The sequence below is a fragment of the Anoxybacillus sp. EFIL genome (assembly GCF_013096955.1).
In the GTDB taxonomy this organism is placed as follows: domain Bacteria; phylum Bacillota; class Bacilli; order Bacillales; family Anoxybacillaceae; genus Anoxybacillus; species Anoxybacillus ayderensis.
On sequence record NZ_SDLH01000003.1, the window covers coordinates 19098 to 35909 of the forward strand.

Below are 16812 nucleotides of genomic sequence, written 5' to 3' on the forward strand. Positions count from 1 at the left end.
TTTATTCGCCGTGGAACGGGAGAAAACCTTTATTTCAATTTATATAGCTTCTTTGTATAGTTCCTCATCTTAACAAGTTTCAATCCACCGACGAAAAAAACAATCAATGCTCCCAATATAACAGAACTTAAAATCACAATAACTAACGGTGTTTCAAAATAACCAACGATGTAATTTACCTCTACATTTTGGACATTGGCAATGGAAAATAACGCTACGAGCAACGCGAATATCAGTCCAAAGATAATGTTTCTTTGTCCCTTCACTATATAATCACCCCTCAACATTCTTCTGGTGTACCAGCATGTGTCGCTGTACGAAACGATGAACCGCATCCGCACGAAGCGATAGCATTCGGGTTATGAATCGTAAATCCGCCACCCATCGCCCCTTGTTCGTAATCAATCGTCGTTCCTTTTAATACAAGCGCGCTTTCTTTATCGACTAATATACGCAAACCGTCTTGTTCAAACTCATAATCCTCTTCACGCTTCTGATGCTCAAATCCCATCGCATAAGATAATCCGCTACATCCTCCACCATAAACACCGACACGAAAATAAACGTTTTCTTCTCCGCTTTCTTTCATCATCTGTTTCACTTGCTCCGCTGCTTTTTCTGTGAGTTCTACAATTTTTTCCATTTAACTTCACTCCTTTTTAATAATAGTATACACCTGTGCAAATCGTTTCTGCAGCACCGCGCATCAACACATCGCCATTTTCTTTCCACGTAATATACAAATCTCCACCAGCTAAATGAACAACCGTTTCTTCATCTCGCTTCGTTTTTCCATTTAGCACCGACGCCACAACCGCCGCACATGCTCCCGTGCCACACGCTTCGGTTACCCCTGATCCTCGCTCCCATACGCGAAAATGGAGCTCACGTTCATTCACCACTTCTACAAACTCGACATTCATTCCCTCTGGAAATCGCTCATCTTTTTCAACGATCGGTCCAAGCGTCGTTACCGGCGCCTCCTCAATACGATCAACATAAAACACCGCATGAGGATTCCCCATCGATACACCTGTCATATAATACGTATGCCCTGCAAAATCAATTCGTTCGTTAATGACGACATCGTTTTCTTTTCCGACCATCGGTATTTCTCCACGAGATAAACGAGGTTTTCCCATATTGATTTCCACACTATTGACCTTTCCGTCTTCCACAAAAACGCGAGCTTGAACAAGACCTGATAACGTTTCAATCATAAACTGTTCCTCTTGAACGATGCCATGCTCATATACATATTTCGCTACGCATCGCAACCCGTTGCCACAATTTTTCCCTTCCGATCCATCGCTATTAAAAATACGCATTTTCACCGATGCTACATCGGACGGGCAAATTAAAATAAGTCCATCTGATCCGATCCCTGTATGTACATTTGCCACTCGCTTTGCAATATACGATAATTCCTCTTCTGCTAAACGCTCTTTAAACATATTGACATAAATATAGCTATTCCCTAATCCATGCATTTTCGTGAACGAAAAACTTCTCATAGCTGTCCCTCCGCATACATGTTTAATAACACTATACATCGTTGCCATGAACGTGACAACTTTTTTACAAATATATAAAAAGTCACAGGCAATCCGAGAGACATATAGTATAATATAACTATCAATCATACAAGGCAGGGAACATAATGGATATTTTATATGATCGTACCGTCACATGTCTTGTTTGTAAACAAACATATACAACGAAAAAAATCCGTTCACGTTTCATTCGTCCCATTCGGCACGACACTGACTTTTGCTCATATTATGCGAGCGAGGAAGCGAATCCGCTTTTGTATTATGTACACGTTTGTCCACATTGCGGATTTGCGGCAACAGAAGAATTTTCAACGTATTTTCCACCACAAACGCTTGAGGCCATTCAACAAAACATTTGCGCCAATTGGCGTGGGAAAAATTACAGTGGGGCTCGTACATTTGCTGAGGCCATTGATACATACAAGCTCGGCATTTATTCCGCCACATTGAAAAAAGAAAAACATATTACGCTCGCTGGACTTTATATGCGTCTTGCCTGGTTATATCGTTCAAACCAACAAATCGAAGAAGAACGGCGATTTATGCGATTAGCACTCGAGCAATATATCGCTTCTTATGAGGCTGATGATTTTGTTCACACACATATGTCCGAAGTGCGCTTATTGTATTTAATCGGAGAATTGTATCGTAGGCTAGGAAAAGAAAAACAAGCGATCATTTATTTTTCGCGCGTGATCGCTAGAAAAAAAGAGACGATTGAAAAAGGAATTGTCAATATGGCTTACGACCGTTGGCAAGAAATTCGTGAAGAAAAAAAGGGGGCACAATAGCCCCCTAAAACATTGGATTTTCTTCAATATATTCATACACTCGCTCAACGAGCTGCTCTGCATCCTCTGCTGTAACAATATCCCCATTTACCATCGCAAATAACATATTGGCACATTTTCCACAGTATCCTAAACATCCGTATTCAACAATGTCTAAATTCGGATCTTTTTCAAGTTGCTCTAGCGCGCGTTGCGAACCATTTGCTAAATTACTTATACAAAATTCAACGATCGGTTTCAACAATGTATTCACCTCAATCTTAATATTATAACACTTTCACTAAAAATGATGTAATATTGACATAAGAAAAACATCTTAATTATTCATGTTTCTCGAAAAAATGTTGTTATTTTGTCACAATTTCGCTATACTTTTAGTGGTCGAATTTTATCAAAAGGGGAAAGCTTCCATGAGAAACCTCGTGCTACTTGGCGGCGGATACGGAAATATGCGCATCTTACTCCGCATCCTTCCGAATTTACCAGAACATATCCATATTACATTAATTGATCGTGTTCCATACCATTGTTTAAAAACAGAATATTATGCTTTAGCTGCTGGGACAATTAGTGACCAGCACATTCGTGTTCCATTCCCAGAACACCCTCGCCTATCTTACGTTTTTGGTGAGGTCAAAAAAATTGATTTACATCATGAAGTTGTTCATCTTCAAGACGGAACGTGTATTCCGTATGATGACTTAGTCATCGGATTAGGTTGTGAAGATAAATATCACGGTGTACCCGGTGCAGACATTTTTACTTATAGCATTCAAACAATTGATAAAGCAAGAGAAACGTATCAAAAACTAAGCAATCTCCCACCACATAGCATCGTCGGTGTCGTCGGTGCTGGGTTAAGCGGTGTAGAATTGGCAAGTGAATTAGTTGAAAGTCGTCCAGATTTACACGTTAAACTATTTGACCGCGGCACACGCATTTTATCTATGTTTCCAGAACGGCTAAGCCATTATGTAGAGCAATGGTTTCATTCGCATGGTGTAGAGCTCATTCGTCAATCAAATATTACAAAAGTTGAGGAACATACGTTGTATAATCATGACGAAGCAATCCATTGCGATGCGATTGTATGGACTGCCGGCATTCAACCGAATCGTGTCGTCCGCGAACTCGATGTGGAAAAAGACAGTCAAGGGCGTGTCGTATTAACACCTCGACATCATATTCCAAATATAGAAAATGTATATGTTGTTGGAGATTGCGCAAGCTTACCGCACGCTCCGAGCGCCCAACTTGCCGAAGGACAAGCAGAACAAATCGCTCAAGTATTACAAAAACGCTGGAAAGACGAAGAACCACCAAGCGAATTTCCGCCAATTAAGTTAAAAGGTATTTTAGGATCATTAGGCAAAAAACATGGCTTTGGCCTCGTTGCCGATCGCCCACTAACCGGACGGGTTCCGCGCCTACTAAAATCAGGCGTCTTATGGATGTACAAGTACCATAACGGATATTAATTGCCTACATTTTTCGTATAAACATATGCTGTTTTTTGTTTGACACTATGGTATGATAAGCATAGCATAACAAAATAATGATCTTCTCATGCCGAAAACACCTTAGATTTTATTAAGGTGTTTTCTTTATACACATAACCAGTAGAAAGGAGGGATAAGTGTTGGAAGCGGTTCTCCAGCAAGTTCTCACAAAGTTAAACGAACTTCAAGCAGAAATGAATAATATGAAACAGACAATGGCTACAAAACAAGATCTCGAAAACATGGCCACAAAAGAAGACCTCAAAGCCATGGCCACAAAACAAGACTTGAAAATGATCCAACAAGCTGTACTTGAAACGAATGAAATCGTCAAAAATATTGAAGCAAATCAGAAAAGACAAGAGCGTATTTTAGATGTACTTTCTAAACGTTCCATTGAACATGAAGCCCAAATTACTGATTTGCGTTGTGTAAAATGAATGAGGGCGAGTTACTTCGCCCTTTTTTCAATTGCTTCATAAATGTTTTTTAATTTCGGATTTCCTTCGTCAACAATCTCCCCATCAATGACAACGACAGGATAAAATAAGTCTTCGTCAATTACCCTTTGTGCCAATTGACGTTTTTCTTCATCTTCTGGCGGATGAAAAATATCGACATACACAAATTGAAATGAATCGTTCGGATATTTGCGCGAAACGGCAGCTTGAAGCCATTCATACGTATCCTTTGATGATGGTGCACCGACACAAGAAGCACAAATCATATCCGCCCCATACACACATATTTCAATCATATTTATTCTCTCCCCTGGAAAAAAGTTAAGTAACGTTGATAGATTTTTTTCATCATGATGATTATAATAAAATTAGTGAAAGGAGTCGATGAAAATGGCAGATCAAGATATTAAACAACAAGTACAAGAAGTATTAGATAAACTTCGTCCATTTTTACTTCGCGATGGCGGAGATTGTGAATTAGTCGATGTAGAAGACGGCGTTGTTAAACTTCGCCTTCTCGGTGCGTGCGGAAGCTGCCCAAGCTCAACGATCACATTGAAAGCTGGTATTGAGCGCGCATTACTTGAAGAAGTTCCTGGCGTTGTTGAAGTTGAACAAGTGTTTTAAAGAAAAAGGGGTGTACGAAATGTGCACCCCTTTTCATTATGAAGAAAATCATTTATTTCTCTAACGCCATTTTATATACACAACTCCCCTTTGTTTCTACTGACAACATGCGAACATCACAATGTAGAAATGTTGCCACAAGCGCATCATATACTTCTTTCCCTCTCCCTTGTTCAGCAAAACAAAGAACAGTCGGACCAGCACCGCTTAGCGCTACCCCAAATGCTCCGTTCCGTTTCGCTACTGTACGCACATGGGGCAATTCAGGTACGAGACATTCACGATATGGTTGATGAAATAAGTCGGCATCCATCATCTCACCAACGAGCGACCAATGATTTGTAAACAATGCCGCCACAAGCACGTTACTAATTGCGCTTGCCTCGACGGCTTGCTCGCGCGTAAATGCGCTTGGAAGAACTGTGCGAGACTTTTTCGTTTCCAATTCATACGTCGGAATGACAGCAATTAAATCAACTGGAATGGAAGGAATGTGTACAATATGTGTACGGTCTTTCAAATGACTTCCAATGACTACTCCCCCATATAAAGAAGCACCGACATTGTCAGGATGACCTTCATATACGCTAGCTACGCGCATTTTTTCCTCTTGTGACAAATCAAGACGCCCAAGCTCATTTGCTAACTCAATGGCTGCTACAATCGCCGCTGCACTACTACCTAGCCCTCTCGTAAATGGGATATTACTTGATACAAACACGCGACACGGCGGCAACGCCACACCATACTGACGAGCTAGTTCATTTGCTACTTGATAAATTAAATTGCTTTCGCCTGTTGGAATACTTTTCACTTCACTTGTTTTCGGGACGAATTCCCACATTTCCGCACGGACAACTTCTAAAGTTAAATGCAACGATACAGCTAATCCGATCGAATCAAAGCCAGGTCCAAGGTTGGCTGTACTTCCTGGGACAACAATTTTTAACATCTCTCCATCGTTCATTGAAGGACAGCTCCTTGAATGTGCGCAAACACCGCTTCTTCATCATTTGGCAAGACGATCGGTTGAATATTCGTTGCGTCCATCGCTACATTTGGATCTTTCAATCCATTTCCAGTCAACACTGCAACAATTCGGCTTCCTTTTGCAATTTCGCCGCTCTCGACTTGTTTCATTACACCAGCAATCGACGCACATGAAGCAGGTTCTGCAAAAATTCCTTCTTCTCGTGCAAGTAGGCGGTACGCATCTAAAATTTGGGCATCTGTCACCTCATCAATTTTTCCTCCCGATTCGTTCGCAGCTTGAACAGCATATTCCCAGCTCGCGGGATTACCGATTCGAATTGCTGTTGCAATCGTTTCTGGATTTTCAATCACTTCGTTACGAACAATTGCTGCCGCTCCTTCTGCTTCAAACCCACGCATTTGCGGCAATGTTGTTCCATGCTTTTCATGAAATTGTTTAAACCCTTTCCAATATGCTGTAATATTCCCTGCATTTCCGACTGGAATAGCGAGAATATCAGGGGCTTGCCCGAGTTGCTCACAAATTTCAAACGCTGCTGTTTTTTGCCCTTCAATACGATACGGATTGACCGAATTGACAAGCGTCACCGGAGCCATTTCGCTTAAACGACGCACCATTTTTAATGCATGATCGAAATTTCCTTGAATCGCAACAATTTCTGCCCCATACATGACCGCTTGCGCCAACTTTCCGAGCGCAATTTTCCCGTCAGGAATGACGATAATGCAACGCATATTTGCTCGTGCAGCATACGCAGCAGCGGCGGCAGACGTGTTGCCTGTCGAAGCGCAAATAATTGTATCGCTTCCTTCTTCTTTTGCCTTCGCAACAGCCATGACCATCCCACGATCTTTAAAAGATCCTGTTGGGTTTGCTCCCTCTGCTTTAACGTATAATTCTACACCGAGTCTTTCCGACAAATGAATGAGCGGAATGAGCGGTGTATTCCCCTCATTTAACGATAACATCGGTGTTTTATCTGTCACCGGTAAATAGTCACGATAATGATGCAACAATCCCCTCCACATTACAACGCACCTTCCCCTTCTACTCGATACGAACTTTTCACTTCTTCGACAACTTCTAAATCGCGCAACTGTTGCAACACATCACGGTAATCTTTTAAAGATGCTTGATGCGTAACGAGAACAATTTCTGCCAAGTCTTTTTGTTTTAAAGGTAATTGTAAAATTTTCTCAAAACTTACTCCGCGCTCTGAAAAAAGTGATGTAATTTTCGCAAACGCTCCAACTTGATCTTTTACATGAATGCGTAAGAAATATTTCGAGTATATTTCGCTATCGTCTTTTAACTGCTTATCGTATTGTGGGGTAACTGCGCTTCTCCCATTTACCCCAAGGCGCATATTTTTCATTACAGCAACTAAGTCCGACACAACGGATGTTGCTGTCGGTAAGCTTCCTGCTCCCGGACCGTAAAACATCGTCTCTCCAACCGCTTCTCCGTAAACGTAAACGGCATTATACTCATCATTGACAGACGCAAGTGGATGTGTTTCTGGCAACAATGTCGGTTGCACACTCACTTCTACTTTCTCTCCATCTCTATGGGCAATACCAATTAGTTTCATCGTATAACCGAGTCGTTTGCTGTAATTTAAATCTTCTTCCGTAATTCCGGTAATCCCTTTGACGTATACATCTTGCAAATCAATGTTCATCGAAAAACCAAGACGAGCTAAAATCGCCATTTTTCTTGCTGCATCTAGTCCTTCTACATCTGATGTCGGATCCGCCTCAGCATAACCGAACGCCTGCGCTTCTGCTAATACTTCTTCATACTTTCTATTAAATTTACTCATTTTTGTTAAAATATAGTTTGTTGTCCCGTTTACGATGCCCATCATTTTTGTAATTCGATCAGAAGCTAATCCGTCTACAAGGCTGCGTAAAATCGGAATTCCTCCTGCGACACTTGCTTCATAAAACAAATCGCAACCGTGTTCAGATGCGACGGAAAGCAACTCTGTTCCATACAGCGCCATTAAGTCTTTATTTGCCGTCACAACATGTTTTCCGTTTTTTAATGCCTGTAATATATATCGTCGCGTTTCTTCAATGCCTCCCATGACTTCAATGACGACATCGATGTCTGGGTCATGAATGACTTCTTCTACGTTTGTCGTTAATACTGACTCTGGCAAAACGACATCTCTTTTTTTATCGCGATCACGCACAGCAACTTTTTTGATTTCAACAGGGCAACCAATTTGGTGCATCAATTTATCTTGATGATTTTTAATAATTTTCACAACTCCACTGCCAACCGTTCCTAATCCTAACAATCCAACTGATACGCTTTTTACCATCTTCCCCACCTCTTGTTTTTCTGTAATGAACATTTGTTTTTGTATAGTAGACATTATAGAGGATCTCCATTTCTTTTACAATCCTTATTTTCATTATCGTACCATATGAAAACGTTTTATGTTTAAAAATTTTCTAAAAAAATAAAAAAAGAGCCTATTGGCTCTGTACAGGTGTATAAGGCTCCTTTCCTTCTAGCACGGCTATCACGTTGCGACAACATAGTTGCATCATCGCGTACCTCGTTTCTTTCGTCGCACTCCCGATATGCGGCAAAGCAACAACGTTCGGTAATTGTAATAGCGGATGGTCCGAACGAATCGGCTCTTGTGCAAATACATCTAGCCCCGCACCAGCAATATGTCGGTTGATTAACGCATCATATAACGCTTCTTCGTCCACAACCGCCCCGCGTCCCGCGTTAATAAAAATAGCTGATCGCTTCATTTTCATAAATGCTTCGCGGTTAAACAATCGATACGTTTCATTCGTTAACGGAGCTAAACAGACGACAAAGTCCGCTTGTTCAAGCAACGCATCAAACGAACAATACATCGCACCAAGCGTTCGTTCGGCTTCGATATTTCGTGAACGATTATAGTATAATACGCGCATATGAAATCCTTTTGCCCGATGTGCAACGGCTTGCCCGATTTTCCCCATCCCGACAATCCCAATCGTTTTATGGTGGACATCCGTCCCTGCAAGTAAAAGCGGGCTCCAACTTTTCCATTTTCCTTCTTTTATAAACTCGGCTGCTTCAACCAATCTTCTTGCCGTTGCTAACAGGAGAGCAAATGTTAAATCCGCTGTTGTTTCTGTCAATACATCAGGCGTGTTACAAACAATGACCCCTCGTTTTGTCGCTGCCTCTACGTCAATATTGTCGTAACCGACAGCTACATTCGCAACGACGCGAAGTTTCGGACTTTGTTGCAATAACTCCTCATCAATGCGATCAGATAACATCGTAATTAATGCTTCCGCTCGGCTTGCTTCTTGAAGTAACACATCGCGCGGAACAACAAGATGCTCATGTGGCCACATGTTCACATCATATTTGTCATATAACGGTGCAACGACATCATCTGGTAGTTTTCTTGTAATGAAAACATATCGTTTTCCCATACCCTCGTCCCCTTTAGCATATCTTTATCCGCTTTATTGTACCATATTTATAACCAATCGAGACGAGGAATAGAGACCGTAGTCATATCATGAAAATGACGAAGTTTTTGTTCATATACGTCAGTCTCTTCAAATACTTGTCGTAATTGTTGCGCATACCGTTGTCGCATGTCACCTTCTGATCCATAGTAGTTTTCAATCGACTGAAAGTAATGAAGCGGAAATAATAATCGGGCATAAATCATTCGCCAAGAAAAACGGCTAAGCGATTGCACATGTTCATACGTTTGTAAAAAACGCTCAATCGTTTCATCTGATTGTTTCGTTAACCACTGCTTTCGAATCCATTCCGCAACATCGCGACTTGCGTGATCAAACACCCAATCCGTTGGTATTTTCCCCATTTCCCATGTTTCGGGCGGAAATTGTTCATGACAAATCGTCGGCATATCACCGCGCATCGGAACTTCATCTAATTGTGTATCCATCACATATTGAACCGCATTTTCGGCAACACCTAAATAGTAAGGAAATGTCTCAACAAATTGTTCATCCACCTCATTTTTTTCGGAAGACCTCACTTGTAATTGCCAAAAATGTTCTAGTTGATCAATTCGTTGTCCCCATAGTTCTCCCCATTTGCCAAATCGACTTCGAGCGGAAACATCATACGGATATGTGCGACCACGCTGATGAAATAATGCGAGTTGTTGCGCGGTATCTCCTGTTTTCATTCGGTTTTCCATTTTCCATACACTCACTTGCTTTCCTTGTAACATGCCAATCAAACGTCCTGTTTTCGTTGGAAGCAACGTTGCAATCGTTTCGTCACCTTGCGTTCGCATATACATCGCCATGTAATATAACTGCTGAATATCGCTTTCTTTTTCATTCGTCGGTACCGCAATATATATGTCATTTCCGCTTCGAACGAGAAAGCGATCACCTACTTGTTCCATATGATCGACTCGAAAATAATAATCCATGCACATCCCTCCTTCCTTCATGTATATGTTTCAAAAATACGTATAAACTTCATAAGAGAGAGGAAATGAACGCACGTTTCATAAAAAAGTCACATACATTGTAAAAAATAAAAAACGAAATAGGTGAAGTTGGATGGAGGAAAAGAAAATAGGAAAAATGGAACAAATCGCACGACAATGGCTTGCTGATCGCGGGGTAACAATCGAACATATTGCTGAACTCGTTTATTATTTACAATCTAAATATCATCCTGACTTACAAATGGACGAATGTATTCATAACGTGAATCGGGTGATCGCTAAGCGTGAAGTACAAAACGCGCTGTTTACCGGCATTCAGCTCGATATTTTAGCAGAGAAAGGTTTACTACAAGAACCTCTTCAATCATTTATCGCAAAAGACGAAGGATTATATGGGGTAGATGAAATTTTAGCGCTCTCCATCGTCAATGTGTATGGGTCGATCGGTTTTACGAACTACGGATATATCGATAAACAAAAACCAGGCATTTTACATCAATTAAATGATAAATCATCTGGTCAATGCCACACATTTTTAGATGATATCGTTGGAGCGATCGCTGCTGCTGCTTCAAGCCGTCTAGCGCATCGCGCCGCCCATGTCGAATAAATAGGAAAAAGGTGCCCAACTAGGCACCTTTTTATATGCGTTCCATCCATTCTTTTAACGAATCTACGACATACGTCGGTTGTCGGTCATACGTTTGCAACATTTCTTTCGTCGTCACACCCGTGTGAACGAGAAGTGTATCCATCCCGGCATTCATCCCTGCCATAATATCCGTATCATAGTTATCCCCGATCATTAACGTTTCTTCTTTCGGAACACCAAGCACTTCTAGCGCCTGCTCCATAATAATTTTTTCCGGCTTACCGATAAAAATCGGCTTCGTTTGTGTCGACACAGCAACGACAGATGTAAGCGACCCGTTTCCTGGTAAAAGTCCGCGCTCCGTTGGAATTGCAATATCTCCGTTTGTCGAAATAAACAGCGCCCCATTGCGAACAGCTAAACAAGCAATCGCTAATTTTTCGTAATTAATGCTACGATCAATCCCCATGACAACGACTTCCGCATCTTCATTTGCAAATGTAAATCCTTTTTCTTCAAGCGCACGACGAATACCGTCTTCTCCAATCACATAAACAGAGGCGTTCGGCTTCTTTTCATAAATGTAGTTTGCCGTGGCTTGACTTGTTGTAAATACTTGCTCTTTCGTTGCAGGGATACCGAATTTCCGCAACTTTTCTACTACTTGTTCCGGTGTGCGAGAAGAATTGTTTGTTACAAATAAATACGGAATACCTTTTTCATGAAGGCGATGCACAAAAGCGCACGCTTCTTCAATTCGTTCTGTTCCACGATACATCGTACCGTCTAAATCAATTAAATATCCTTTATATGTTTTCACTTTTGCCACTCCTTTTGACAACTTGCACGTTCAAACTTTAACGCAAAACAGCTGCACTTGTCAAAAAGAGCGCAACGAATGTCAACGATTGTTCATTTTTTTCGCTTAATATGGTAGCGACACGCGTCATCACCGTCAGCTAAACACGTTTTCGGAACAATTTCGGCTTCATGAATGAGCGTTTCAAACAACTGTCGCTCACATTCACAAGCAATCGGATACGCTTGAGCTACTTCTGCAATCGGACAGTTATGTTCAACTAACTCAAACGAACCATCATCGTGTTGTACCAATTCCGACATATACCCATGCTCATTTTGTACCGCCACAAGCTCTTTCATTTTCTCATCAAACGATTTATTGCCAAATTGTTGCTCATACAACTTTTTCATCCGTTCTTGCCGATTTTGAAACAGCTCGGCTACCATTTGCTTTCCGCCCATCTGTTCTAAATCAGCTAAAAAATCGAGCATCGTTTGTTGATAGTGGCGCGGAAACCGTTGATGTCCTTTTACGCTTAATTGATACACGTTTGTCGGCCTTCCCATCGGCTGACGAACAAGCGTCGATTCAATAAGCTCTTCACGCTCTAACGCGCTCAAATGACGGCGAACAGCCATCTCCGTAATTTGTAGTTGCTCCGCCATTTCACCGACTGTTAGCCGCTTTTGCACTTTTAACATTTTTAAAATTTGCTCTTTTGTGGAAGAGGTTTTTTTTCGCATCACTTTTCACCCTCTTCCATTTTATATGATTTTCCCTATACACACAATTTTTAAACATTTTCATTTAAAAAGGCGGACACAGGTCCAAGTTCATGATGTAAATACGTGCGAATAGCGGTCGGAAAAGATTGAAGAACATGGCGATAGTTTTGCAACGCTTTCAATAATTCGTCATGTGGTACATCGATGTATTGTTGCACAAGCTTTTTACGGAAATGGATGATTTGTTTTAATGCCTCGCCATCTTCATCAGAAAGAACACGCTCATCCACTAAAATGTCAATAATGTCCTCGTAACTTCCTGGATCGCGCATAATAAATCCATCAATCATCGCATTTCCGACATCAATGATTGATTCAATAATGACATGCCCTATACGTTCAAGCGCTAGCTTCTCTATTGGCGTATGAAACGGTTGTTGGACATAGGAGACGACTTCCTCCATATATTTCAATGTTTTTTCAATTTTTTGGCGATCGACAAAATACATCATTCATCTCCCTTTCTGTTTTTTATTTTATTGTATCATAGCGCTTTCTTTTACACAGCTAACAGAAATTTGTTAAGATGAAGAAGCAATAACACACGAGATGGAGGGATGCCATATGGAACGTTTCTTTTTATATGACGATACGGTCGATACGAAAACACGATTTGTTAGCTTCGTTGGAAAAAATGAACGGTTTGATTTAGCAATCGTCCAAACAGACCGTTTTTATGGGAAAGCGCTTATCCTTGATTTACAAAGCAATCGATATGCGATTATCGGTTCAGATGACTTGCAACAGCCTGGGTATATTGAACACATATATAACTTAAATGAAGAAGAGGCAAACGAGTTGCGAAGCTTTTTACATGAAATCGTCGGTTAAGTGGTACGCTATGTAAAAAACGAAAGGAAGAATTCACATGACCGATGAAACATATCACGATTTTTCAACTGTGGAAGCGATGAAAAACTTCCTCGTACCAGAAACGTTGCCCGAAGGTCCATACGGTTCCCCACGCGGCGAACATGAACCTGTTCAAAATAAAAGCACCCCATGGCGAAAAGGGCAACGATATTACAGCGCGTTTAATTACGAGTATAAGTCGCTTCATCAAAACATTCCGCGCCAAGACCCAGGCGCACATCCCGTTCACGATGATCCGAACGAAAATAACAAGCAACCGTACTCATAAAAAATAGGTCAGGACGCCTGACCTATTTTTTCACTTTACGTAACACAAAATAAGCGCAACCGAAATTGCAATATTCAAACAAATATTCGGATAATGTACTTATTTTCGTATCATATGTCGCTTTTTGGTTATGGTCATCAAAAAAGCCACGCAACCGAAGCTGGTTATATCCCCAATCGCCAACAATGTAATCATATTTATTTAAAATATCCGTATAGCGCGCACGAAACGCTTCTTCGTTAAATCCGTTGCGTACATTTTCTACAAGCTCGTAACATGTATTATGAATGCAAATCATATATCCTCACCTCTTCTTTCCATTTCTATCATAAAACATGTCTTTCTCCCAAGCAATCACCATTATAACGCTTTGAATAAAACGAACAATAAAAAAGAAGGGGGGAGTTGTTTTGCGGAATACATGGTTACTGACAGGAATTAGTACAATCGCTTTCTTATCTGGATGCGCTGGAATAAACGACGAATCCACATCTTTGTATGAGAAAAGCGGAACAACGATCAACGTTCGCTCAAGAAACGATTTATATAACGAACATGGTGTTCGAAACGGAATGGATTCGAGATTAACAAATTTCGGTTACGTAAGACATCAAAAAAGCCCAATTCCGGGCGATACAACACAGTATGCGACAATACCTGTATTAAACAGAGAAAATGTTGCCGATTTAATTAGTAAACTGTGCACCCAACTTCCGAACGTTTATGACGTTGGGACGCTCGTCACAGACGATACCGTGTTTGTCGTTTACAAGACAGACAGTACAAATCGGTTTGAAACAGCCGATCAAGTGAAAAAAACAGCTATTTCTGTCGTTCCACGTTATTATCACGTATACGTTTCAGACAATCCGCGCATGTTTCAAGATATTGAACGATTCGGCCGTTTAGATGCAAATAATCAAAATATCGATCAAGTTTTACAACAAACGATTAAAGAAATGCTCAAGTCGCCACAAGGTAGAAAAGTGAGCAGCGGAGAAAATGAAAACGGTGTGCAACGCGAAGAAATGAACATGATGCAATAACGAAAAAGGATGTCCCACATACATGAAAGGGACATCCTTAATTATATGTTTACTCATTCGCTTTTGCCGATTGTACTTGCTCATCAGCATGATAAGAAGAGCGGACGAGCGGTCCAGACTCACAATGACTAAATCCTTTCGCTAACGCAATTTCTTTTAACCCCATGAACTCATGCGGATGGTAATATTTCTCTACCTTTAAATGTTTTTTTGTCGGTTGCAAATATTGCCCGATCGTCAAAATATTCACCCCGACTGCCCGTAAATCGTCCATCGCTTCTAAAATTTCTTCTTTTGTTTCACCAAGCCCGACCATTAAGCTTGATTTTGTAGGAATATCCGGTTGCATTTCTTTCGCACGGCGCAAAAATTCAAGTGAGCGTTCATACGTTGCGCGCGCACGAACGCGCGGAGTGAGGCGACGAACTGTTTCAATATTATGATTTAAAATATCAGGACGAGCGTCCATTAGCGTTTTTAAGTTTTCATATACACCACCCATATCAGACGGCAATACTTCAATCGTCGTCAACGGATTTTTCCGTCGAATAGCACGTACCGTTTCAGCAAATACAGCTGCACCGCCATCTTTTAAATCATCGCGCGCAACAGCAGTCACAACAACATGTTTTAAATTCATTAAACGAACGGATTCAGCAACACGCTCTGGTTCTTGCCAATCTAGCTCCGTTGGCAATCCTGTTTTCACAGCGCAAAAGCGGCAAGCGCGCGTACATACATCGCCTAAAATCATAAACGTCGCTGTGCGACGAACGGCCCAACATTCATGAATATTTGGACAACGCGCTTCTTCGCACACCGTATGCAATTGTTTTTCGCGCATCATTTTTTTCAAGCCTGTATAATGTTCATTCGTATTTAACTTTATTTTTAACCACTCTGGTTTGCGAAGGTGCTGTTCTTTTGTTGACATCATTTTCACGCTCCACTCGTTAATGTACATTACCCATTATACGAGTTATTGCCTTACAATACAAAACAGTTTGTTTTTCCAACATTTTTTATTTATGAAAACAGTCGATTACCTCAAACTAATGATATGAACATCGGAGAAAGGAGAAAGAATGCGTGAAAACATTATGGTGCATAATCGTTTTTCTTCTCATTCCGTTCCAATCATTCGCTGCTGCACCAAATGTGTATGATCAACGAATGGAACTTTATAAAAAAGCAGAAGCCATTTCGCTCATTCCGTGGTACTACTTCGCAGCTGTTGATCAATATGAACGGAGCATTCGCCAAGCGCGCCGCGATTTACCAAAACCAACTGGAATTATCGGTATTTACATCCCCACTGAACGATGGGCTGGGCCACTCAATCAAAATAAAGAAGATCAAAATCCATTTACAATTAGCCAATTTGGTGGAATGGGGATAGATGGGAATGGAGACGGTATCGCTGATCGAACAAACGATGAAGATGTATTATTTGCGTTTGCTCGCTTTTTACGATCATACGGCACAGACCATACACATATTAAAATGGCGCTGTGGGACTATTATGAGCGAAGCAAAACCGTCGATATCATTTTAGGAAAAGTAAAGCTATATAAACATTTTGGGACGCTACAACTCGATCAATATGCCTTTCCAATTCCAAGACGATTTGAATATAGTTATCGCAGTACGTGGGGAGATGCACGCGGATGGGGCGGACGACGGATTCATGAAGGAACAGACATTTTTGCACATTACGGTACCCCTGTTCGCTCAACATGTTACGGTATCGTTGAATTAAAAGGATGGAATAAATACGGAGGTTGGCGCATCGGTATTCGCGATATAAACAATACGTATCATTATTTTGCGCACTTAAATGGATTCGCTAACGGCTTAGAGGAAGGAACGATTGTAGAGCCCGGCATGTTGATCGGTTCAGTCGGAAGTTCTGGTTACGGACCGCCTGGCACATCGGGTAAATTTCCGCCGCATCTTCACTACGGCATGTATAAAGATAACGGCTATACGGAATGGTCGTTTGACCCATATCCTTACTTAAAACAGTGGGAACGACAAGAACGCATGAGAAAAAGATGAG

At 41.1% G+C, this 16812-nt stretch carries 24 protein-coding genes; 9 read left to right on the forward strand and 15 right to left on the reverse strand.

All coding sequences use genetic code 11. The features are described from left to right. Positions 1-29 precede the first annotated feature (29 nt). Genes ES017_RS05905 through dapF form a run of 3 tightly spaced genes read right to left on the reverse strand, consistent with a single transcriptional unit; the run spans position 30 to position 1514 of the window. A complete protein-coding gene (locus ES017_RS05905; protein ID WP_306464359.1) occupies positions 30-335 on the reverse strand; it encodes a LapA family protein in 306 nt (101 codons plus the stop codon). Continuing rightward, complete coding sequence (locus ES017_RS05910) at positions 281-643, reverse strand: HesB/IscA family protein (protein ID WP_021093629.1); 363 nt, start codon at positions 641-643, stop codon at positions 281-283. Before ES017_RS05910 ends, ES017_RS05905 begins: the two co-directional genes overlap by 55 nt. Positions 644-659: 16 nt before the next feature. After that, positions 660-1514, reverse strand: a complete 855-nt coding sequence (gene dapF, locus ES017_RS05915) for a diaminopimelate epimerase (RefSeq protein WP_021093630.1) — start codon at positions 1512-1514, stop codon at positions 660-662. Positions 1515-1660: 146 nt separating this feature from the next. Here dapF and ES017_RS05920 point away from each other — a divergent pair, with 146 nt between their 5' ends. Further along, the gene (locus tag ES017_RS05920) at positions 1661-2344 is read left to right on the forward strand and encodes a DUF2225 domain-containing protein (protein WP_021093631.1); all 684 of its coding nucleotides are present in this window, start codon (positions 1661-1663) and stop codon (positions 2342-2344) included. Between the two features lie 4 nt (positions 2345-2348). Here ES017_RS05920 and ES017_RS05925 read toward each other — a convergent pair whose 3' ends face one another. Continuing rightward, on the reverse strand, positions 2349-2588 hold the full coding sequence (locus ES017_RS05925) for a YuzB family protein (RefSeq protein WP_021093632.1): 240 nt from the start codon (positions 2586-2588) through the stop codon (positions 2349-2351). 166 nt (positions 2589-2754) lie between these two features. Between ES017_RS05925 and ES017_RS05930 the strand changes: the two genes are divergently transcribed. Then, positions 2755-3822 carry an NAD(P)/FAD-dependent oxidoreductase gene (locus ES017_RS05930; RefSeq protein WP_009362234.1) on the forward strand — a complete coding sequence of 356 codons (1068 nt, stop codon included), beginning with the start codon at positions 2755-2757 and terminating at the stop codon, positions 3820-3822. Between the two features lie 158 nt (positions 3823-3980). Further along, positions 3981-4283, forward strand: coding sequence for a hypothetical protein (locus ES017_RS05935; protein ID WP_021093633.1), 303 nt, complete (start codon positions 3981-3983; stop codon positions 4281-4283). Between the two features lie 11 nt (positions 4284-4294). On the opposite strand, the gene ES017_RS05940 is transcribed toward ES017_RS05935, so the two are convergent. Next, positions 4295-4600: a YuzD family protein gene (locus ES017_RS05940; protein ID WP_021093634.1), complete on the reverse strand. Its 306-nt coding sequence runs from the start codon at positions 4598-4600 to the stop codon at positions 4295-4297. Between the two features lie 94 nt (positions 4601-4694). On the opposite strand from ES017_RS05940, the gene ES017_RS05945 reads away from it, so the two are divergent. Further along, positions 4695-4931, forward strand: a complete 237-nt coding sequence (locus ES017_RS05945; RefSeq protein WP_003398276.1) for a NifU family protein — start codon at positions 4695-4697, stop codon at positions 4929-4931. A gap of 52 nt (positions 4932-4983) precedes the next feature. Here ES017_RS05945 and thrB read toward each other — a convergent pair whose 3' ends face one another. From thrB to yutH, 5 genes are all read right to left on the reverse strand, one after another. Further along, positions 4984-5898 carry a homoserine kinase gene (gene thrB, locus ES017_RS05950; RefSeq protein ID WP_021093635.1) on the reverse strand — a complete coding sequence of 305 codons (915 nt, stop codon included), beginning with the start codon at positions 5896-5898 and terminating at the stop codon, positions 4984-4986. Next, on the reverse strand, positions 5895-6953 hold the full coding sequence (thrC, locus tag ES017_RS05955; protein WP_035062813.1) for a threonine synthase: 1059 nt from the start codon (positions 6951-6953) through the stop codon (positions 5895-5897). Before thrC ends, thrB begins: the two co-directional genes overlap by 4 nt. Further along, the gene (locus tag ES017_RS05960) at positions 6953-8254 is read right to left on the reverse strand and encodes a homoserine dehydrogenase (RefSeq protein WP_171334953.1); all 1302 of its coding nucleotides are present in this window, start codon (positions 8252-8254) and stop codon (positions 6953-6955) included. The genes thrC and ES017_RS05960 overlap by 1 nt, the downstream gene beginning before the upstream one ends. Positions 8255-8408: 154 nt before the next feature. Beyond that, positions 8409-9380, reverse strand: coding sequence for a 2-hydroxyacid dehydrogenase (locus tag ES017_RS05965; RefSeq protein ID WP_019417409.1), 972 nt, complete (start codon positions 9378-9380; stop codon positions 8409-8411). A 47-nt stretch (positions 9381-9427) separates the two neighbouring features. Then, positions 9428-10366: a spore coat putative kinase YutH gene (yutH, locus tag ES017_RS05970; RefSeq protein ID WP_019417410.1), complete on the reverse strand. Its 939-nt coding sequence runs from the start codon at positions 10364-10366 to the stop codon at positions 9428-9430. 133 nt (positions 10367-10499) lie between these two features. Here yutH and ES017_RS05975 point away from each other — a divergent pair, with 133 nt between their 5' ends. Continuing rightward, entirely contained in the window at positions 10500-10997 is a 498-nt protein-coding gene (locus ES017_RS05975; RefSeq protein ID WP_009362242.1) for a phosphatidylglycerophosphatase A family protein, read from the forward strand. A gap of 31 nt (positions 10998-11028) precedes the next feature. Here the strand turns inward: ES017_RS05975 and ES017_RS05980 are convergent, their stop codons facing one another. The 3 genes from ES017_RS05980 to ES017_RS05990 form a co-directional block, all read right to left on the reverse strand. After that, a complete protein-coding gene (locus ES017_RS05980; protein WP_026011619.1) occupies positions 11029-11799 on the reverse strand; it encodes a TIGR01457 family HAD-type hydrolase in 771 nt (256 codons plus the stop codon). Positions 11800-11891: 92 nt separating this feature from the next. Then, a complete protein-coding gene (locus ES017_RS05985; protein WP_009362244.1) occupies positions 11892-12524 on the reverse strand; it encodes a helix-turn-helix transcriptional regulator in 633 nt (210 codons plus the stop codon). 50 nt (positions 12525-12574) lie between these two features. Next, complete coding sequence (locus ES017_RS05990; RefSeq protein WP_009362245.1) at positions 12575-13015, reverse strand: DUF86 domain-containing protein; 441 nt, start codon at positions 13013-13015, stop codon at positions 12575-12577. A 115-nt stretch (positions 13016-13130) separates the two neighbouring features. Here ES017_RS05990 and ES017_RS05995 point away from each other — a divergent pair, with 115 nt between their 5' ends. Together ES017_RS05995 and ES017_RS06000 are read left to right on the forward strand one after the other, a co-directional pair. Continuing rightward, the gene (locus tag ES017_RS05995) at positions 13131-13397 is read left to right on the forward strand and encodes a DUF3055 domain-containing protein (protein WP_049720901.1); all 267 of its coding nucleotides are present in this window, start codon (positions 13131-13133) and stop codon (positions 13395-13397) included. Positions 13398-13434: 37 nt separating this feature from the next. Then, positions 13435-13707, forward strand: coding sequence for a hypothetical protein (locus ES017_RS06000; RefSeq protein WP_019417413.1), 273 nt, complete (start codon positions 13435-13437; stop codon positions 13705-13707). A gap of 22 nt (positions 13708-13729) precedes the next feature. Here the strand turns inward: ES017_RS06000 and ES017_RS06005 are convergent, their stop codons facing one another. Then, a complete protein-coding gene (locus ES017_RS06005) occupies positions 13730-14005 on the reverse strand; it encodes a YutD family protein (protein ID WP_003398297.1) in 276 nt (91 codons plus the stop codon). 112 nt (positions 14006-14117) lie between these two features. Between ES017_RS06005 and ES017_RS06010 the strand changes: the two genes are divergently transcribed. Then, complete coding sequence (locus ES017_RS06010) at positions 14118-14753, forward strand: YhcN/YlaJ family sporulation lipoprotein (RefSeq protein ID WP_026011621.1); 636 nt, start codon at positions 14118-14120, stop codon at positions 14751-14753. Positions 14754-14802: 49 nt separating this feature from the next. On the opposite strand, the gene lipA is transcribed toward ES017_RS06010, so the two are convergent. Continuing rightward, positions 14803-15717 carry a lipoyl synthase gene (lipA, locus tag ES017_RS06015; protein ID WP_019417414.1) on the reverse strand — a complete coding sequence of 305 codons (915 nt, stop codon included), beginning with the start codon at positions 15715-15717 and terminating at the stop codon, positions 14803-14805. Positions 15718-15842: 125 nt separating this feature from the next. Here lipA and ES017_RS06020 point away from each other — a divergent pair, with 125 nt between their 5' ends. Further along, positions 15843-16811, forward strand: coding sequence for a M23 family metallopeptidase (locus tag ES017_RS06020; RefSeq protein WP_019417415.1), 969 nt, complete (start codon positions 15843-15845; stop codon positions 16809-16811). Position 16812: the final 1 nt, after the last annotated feature.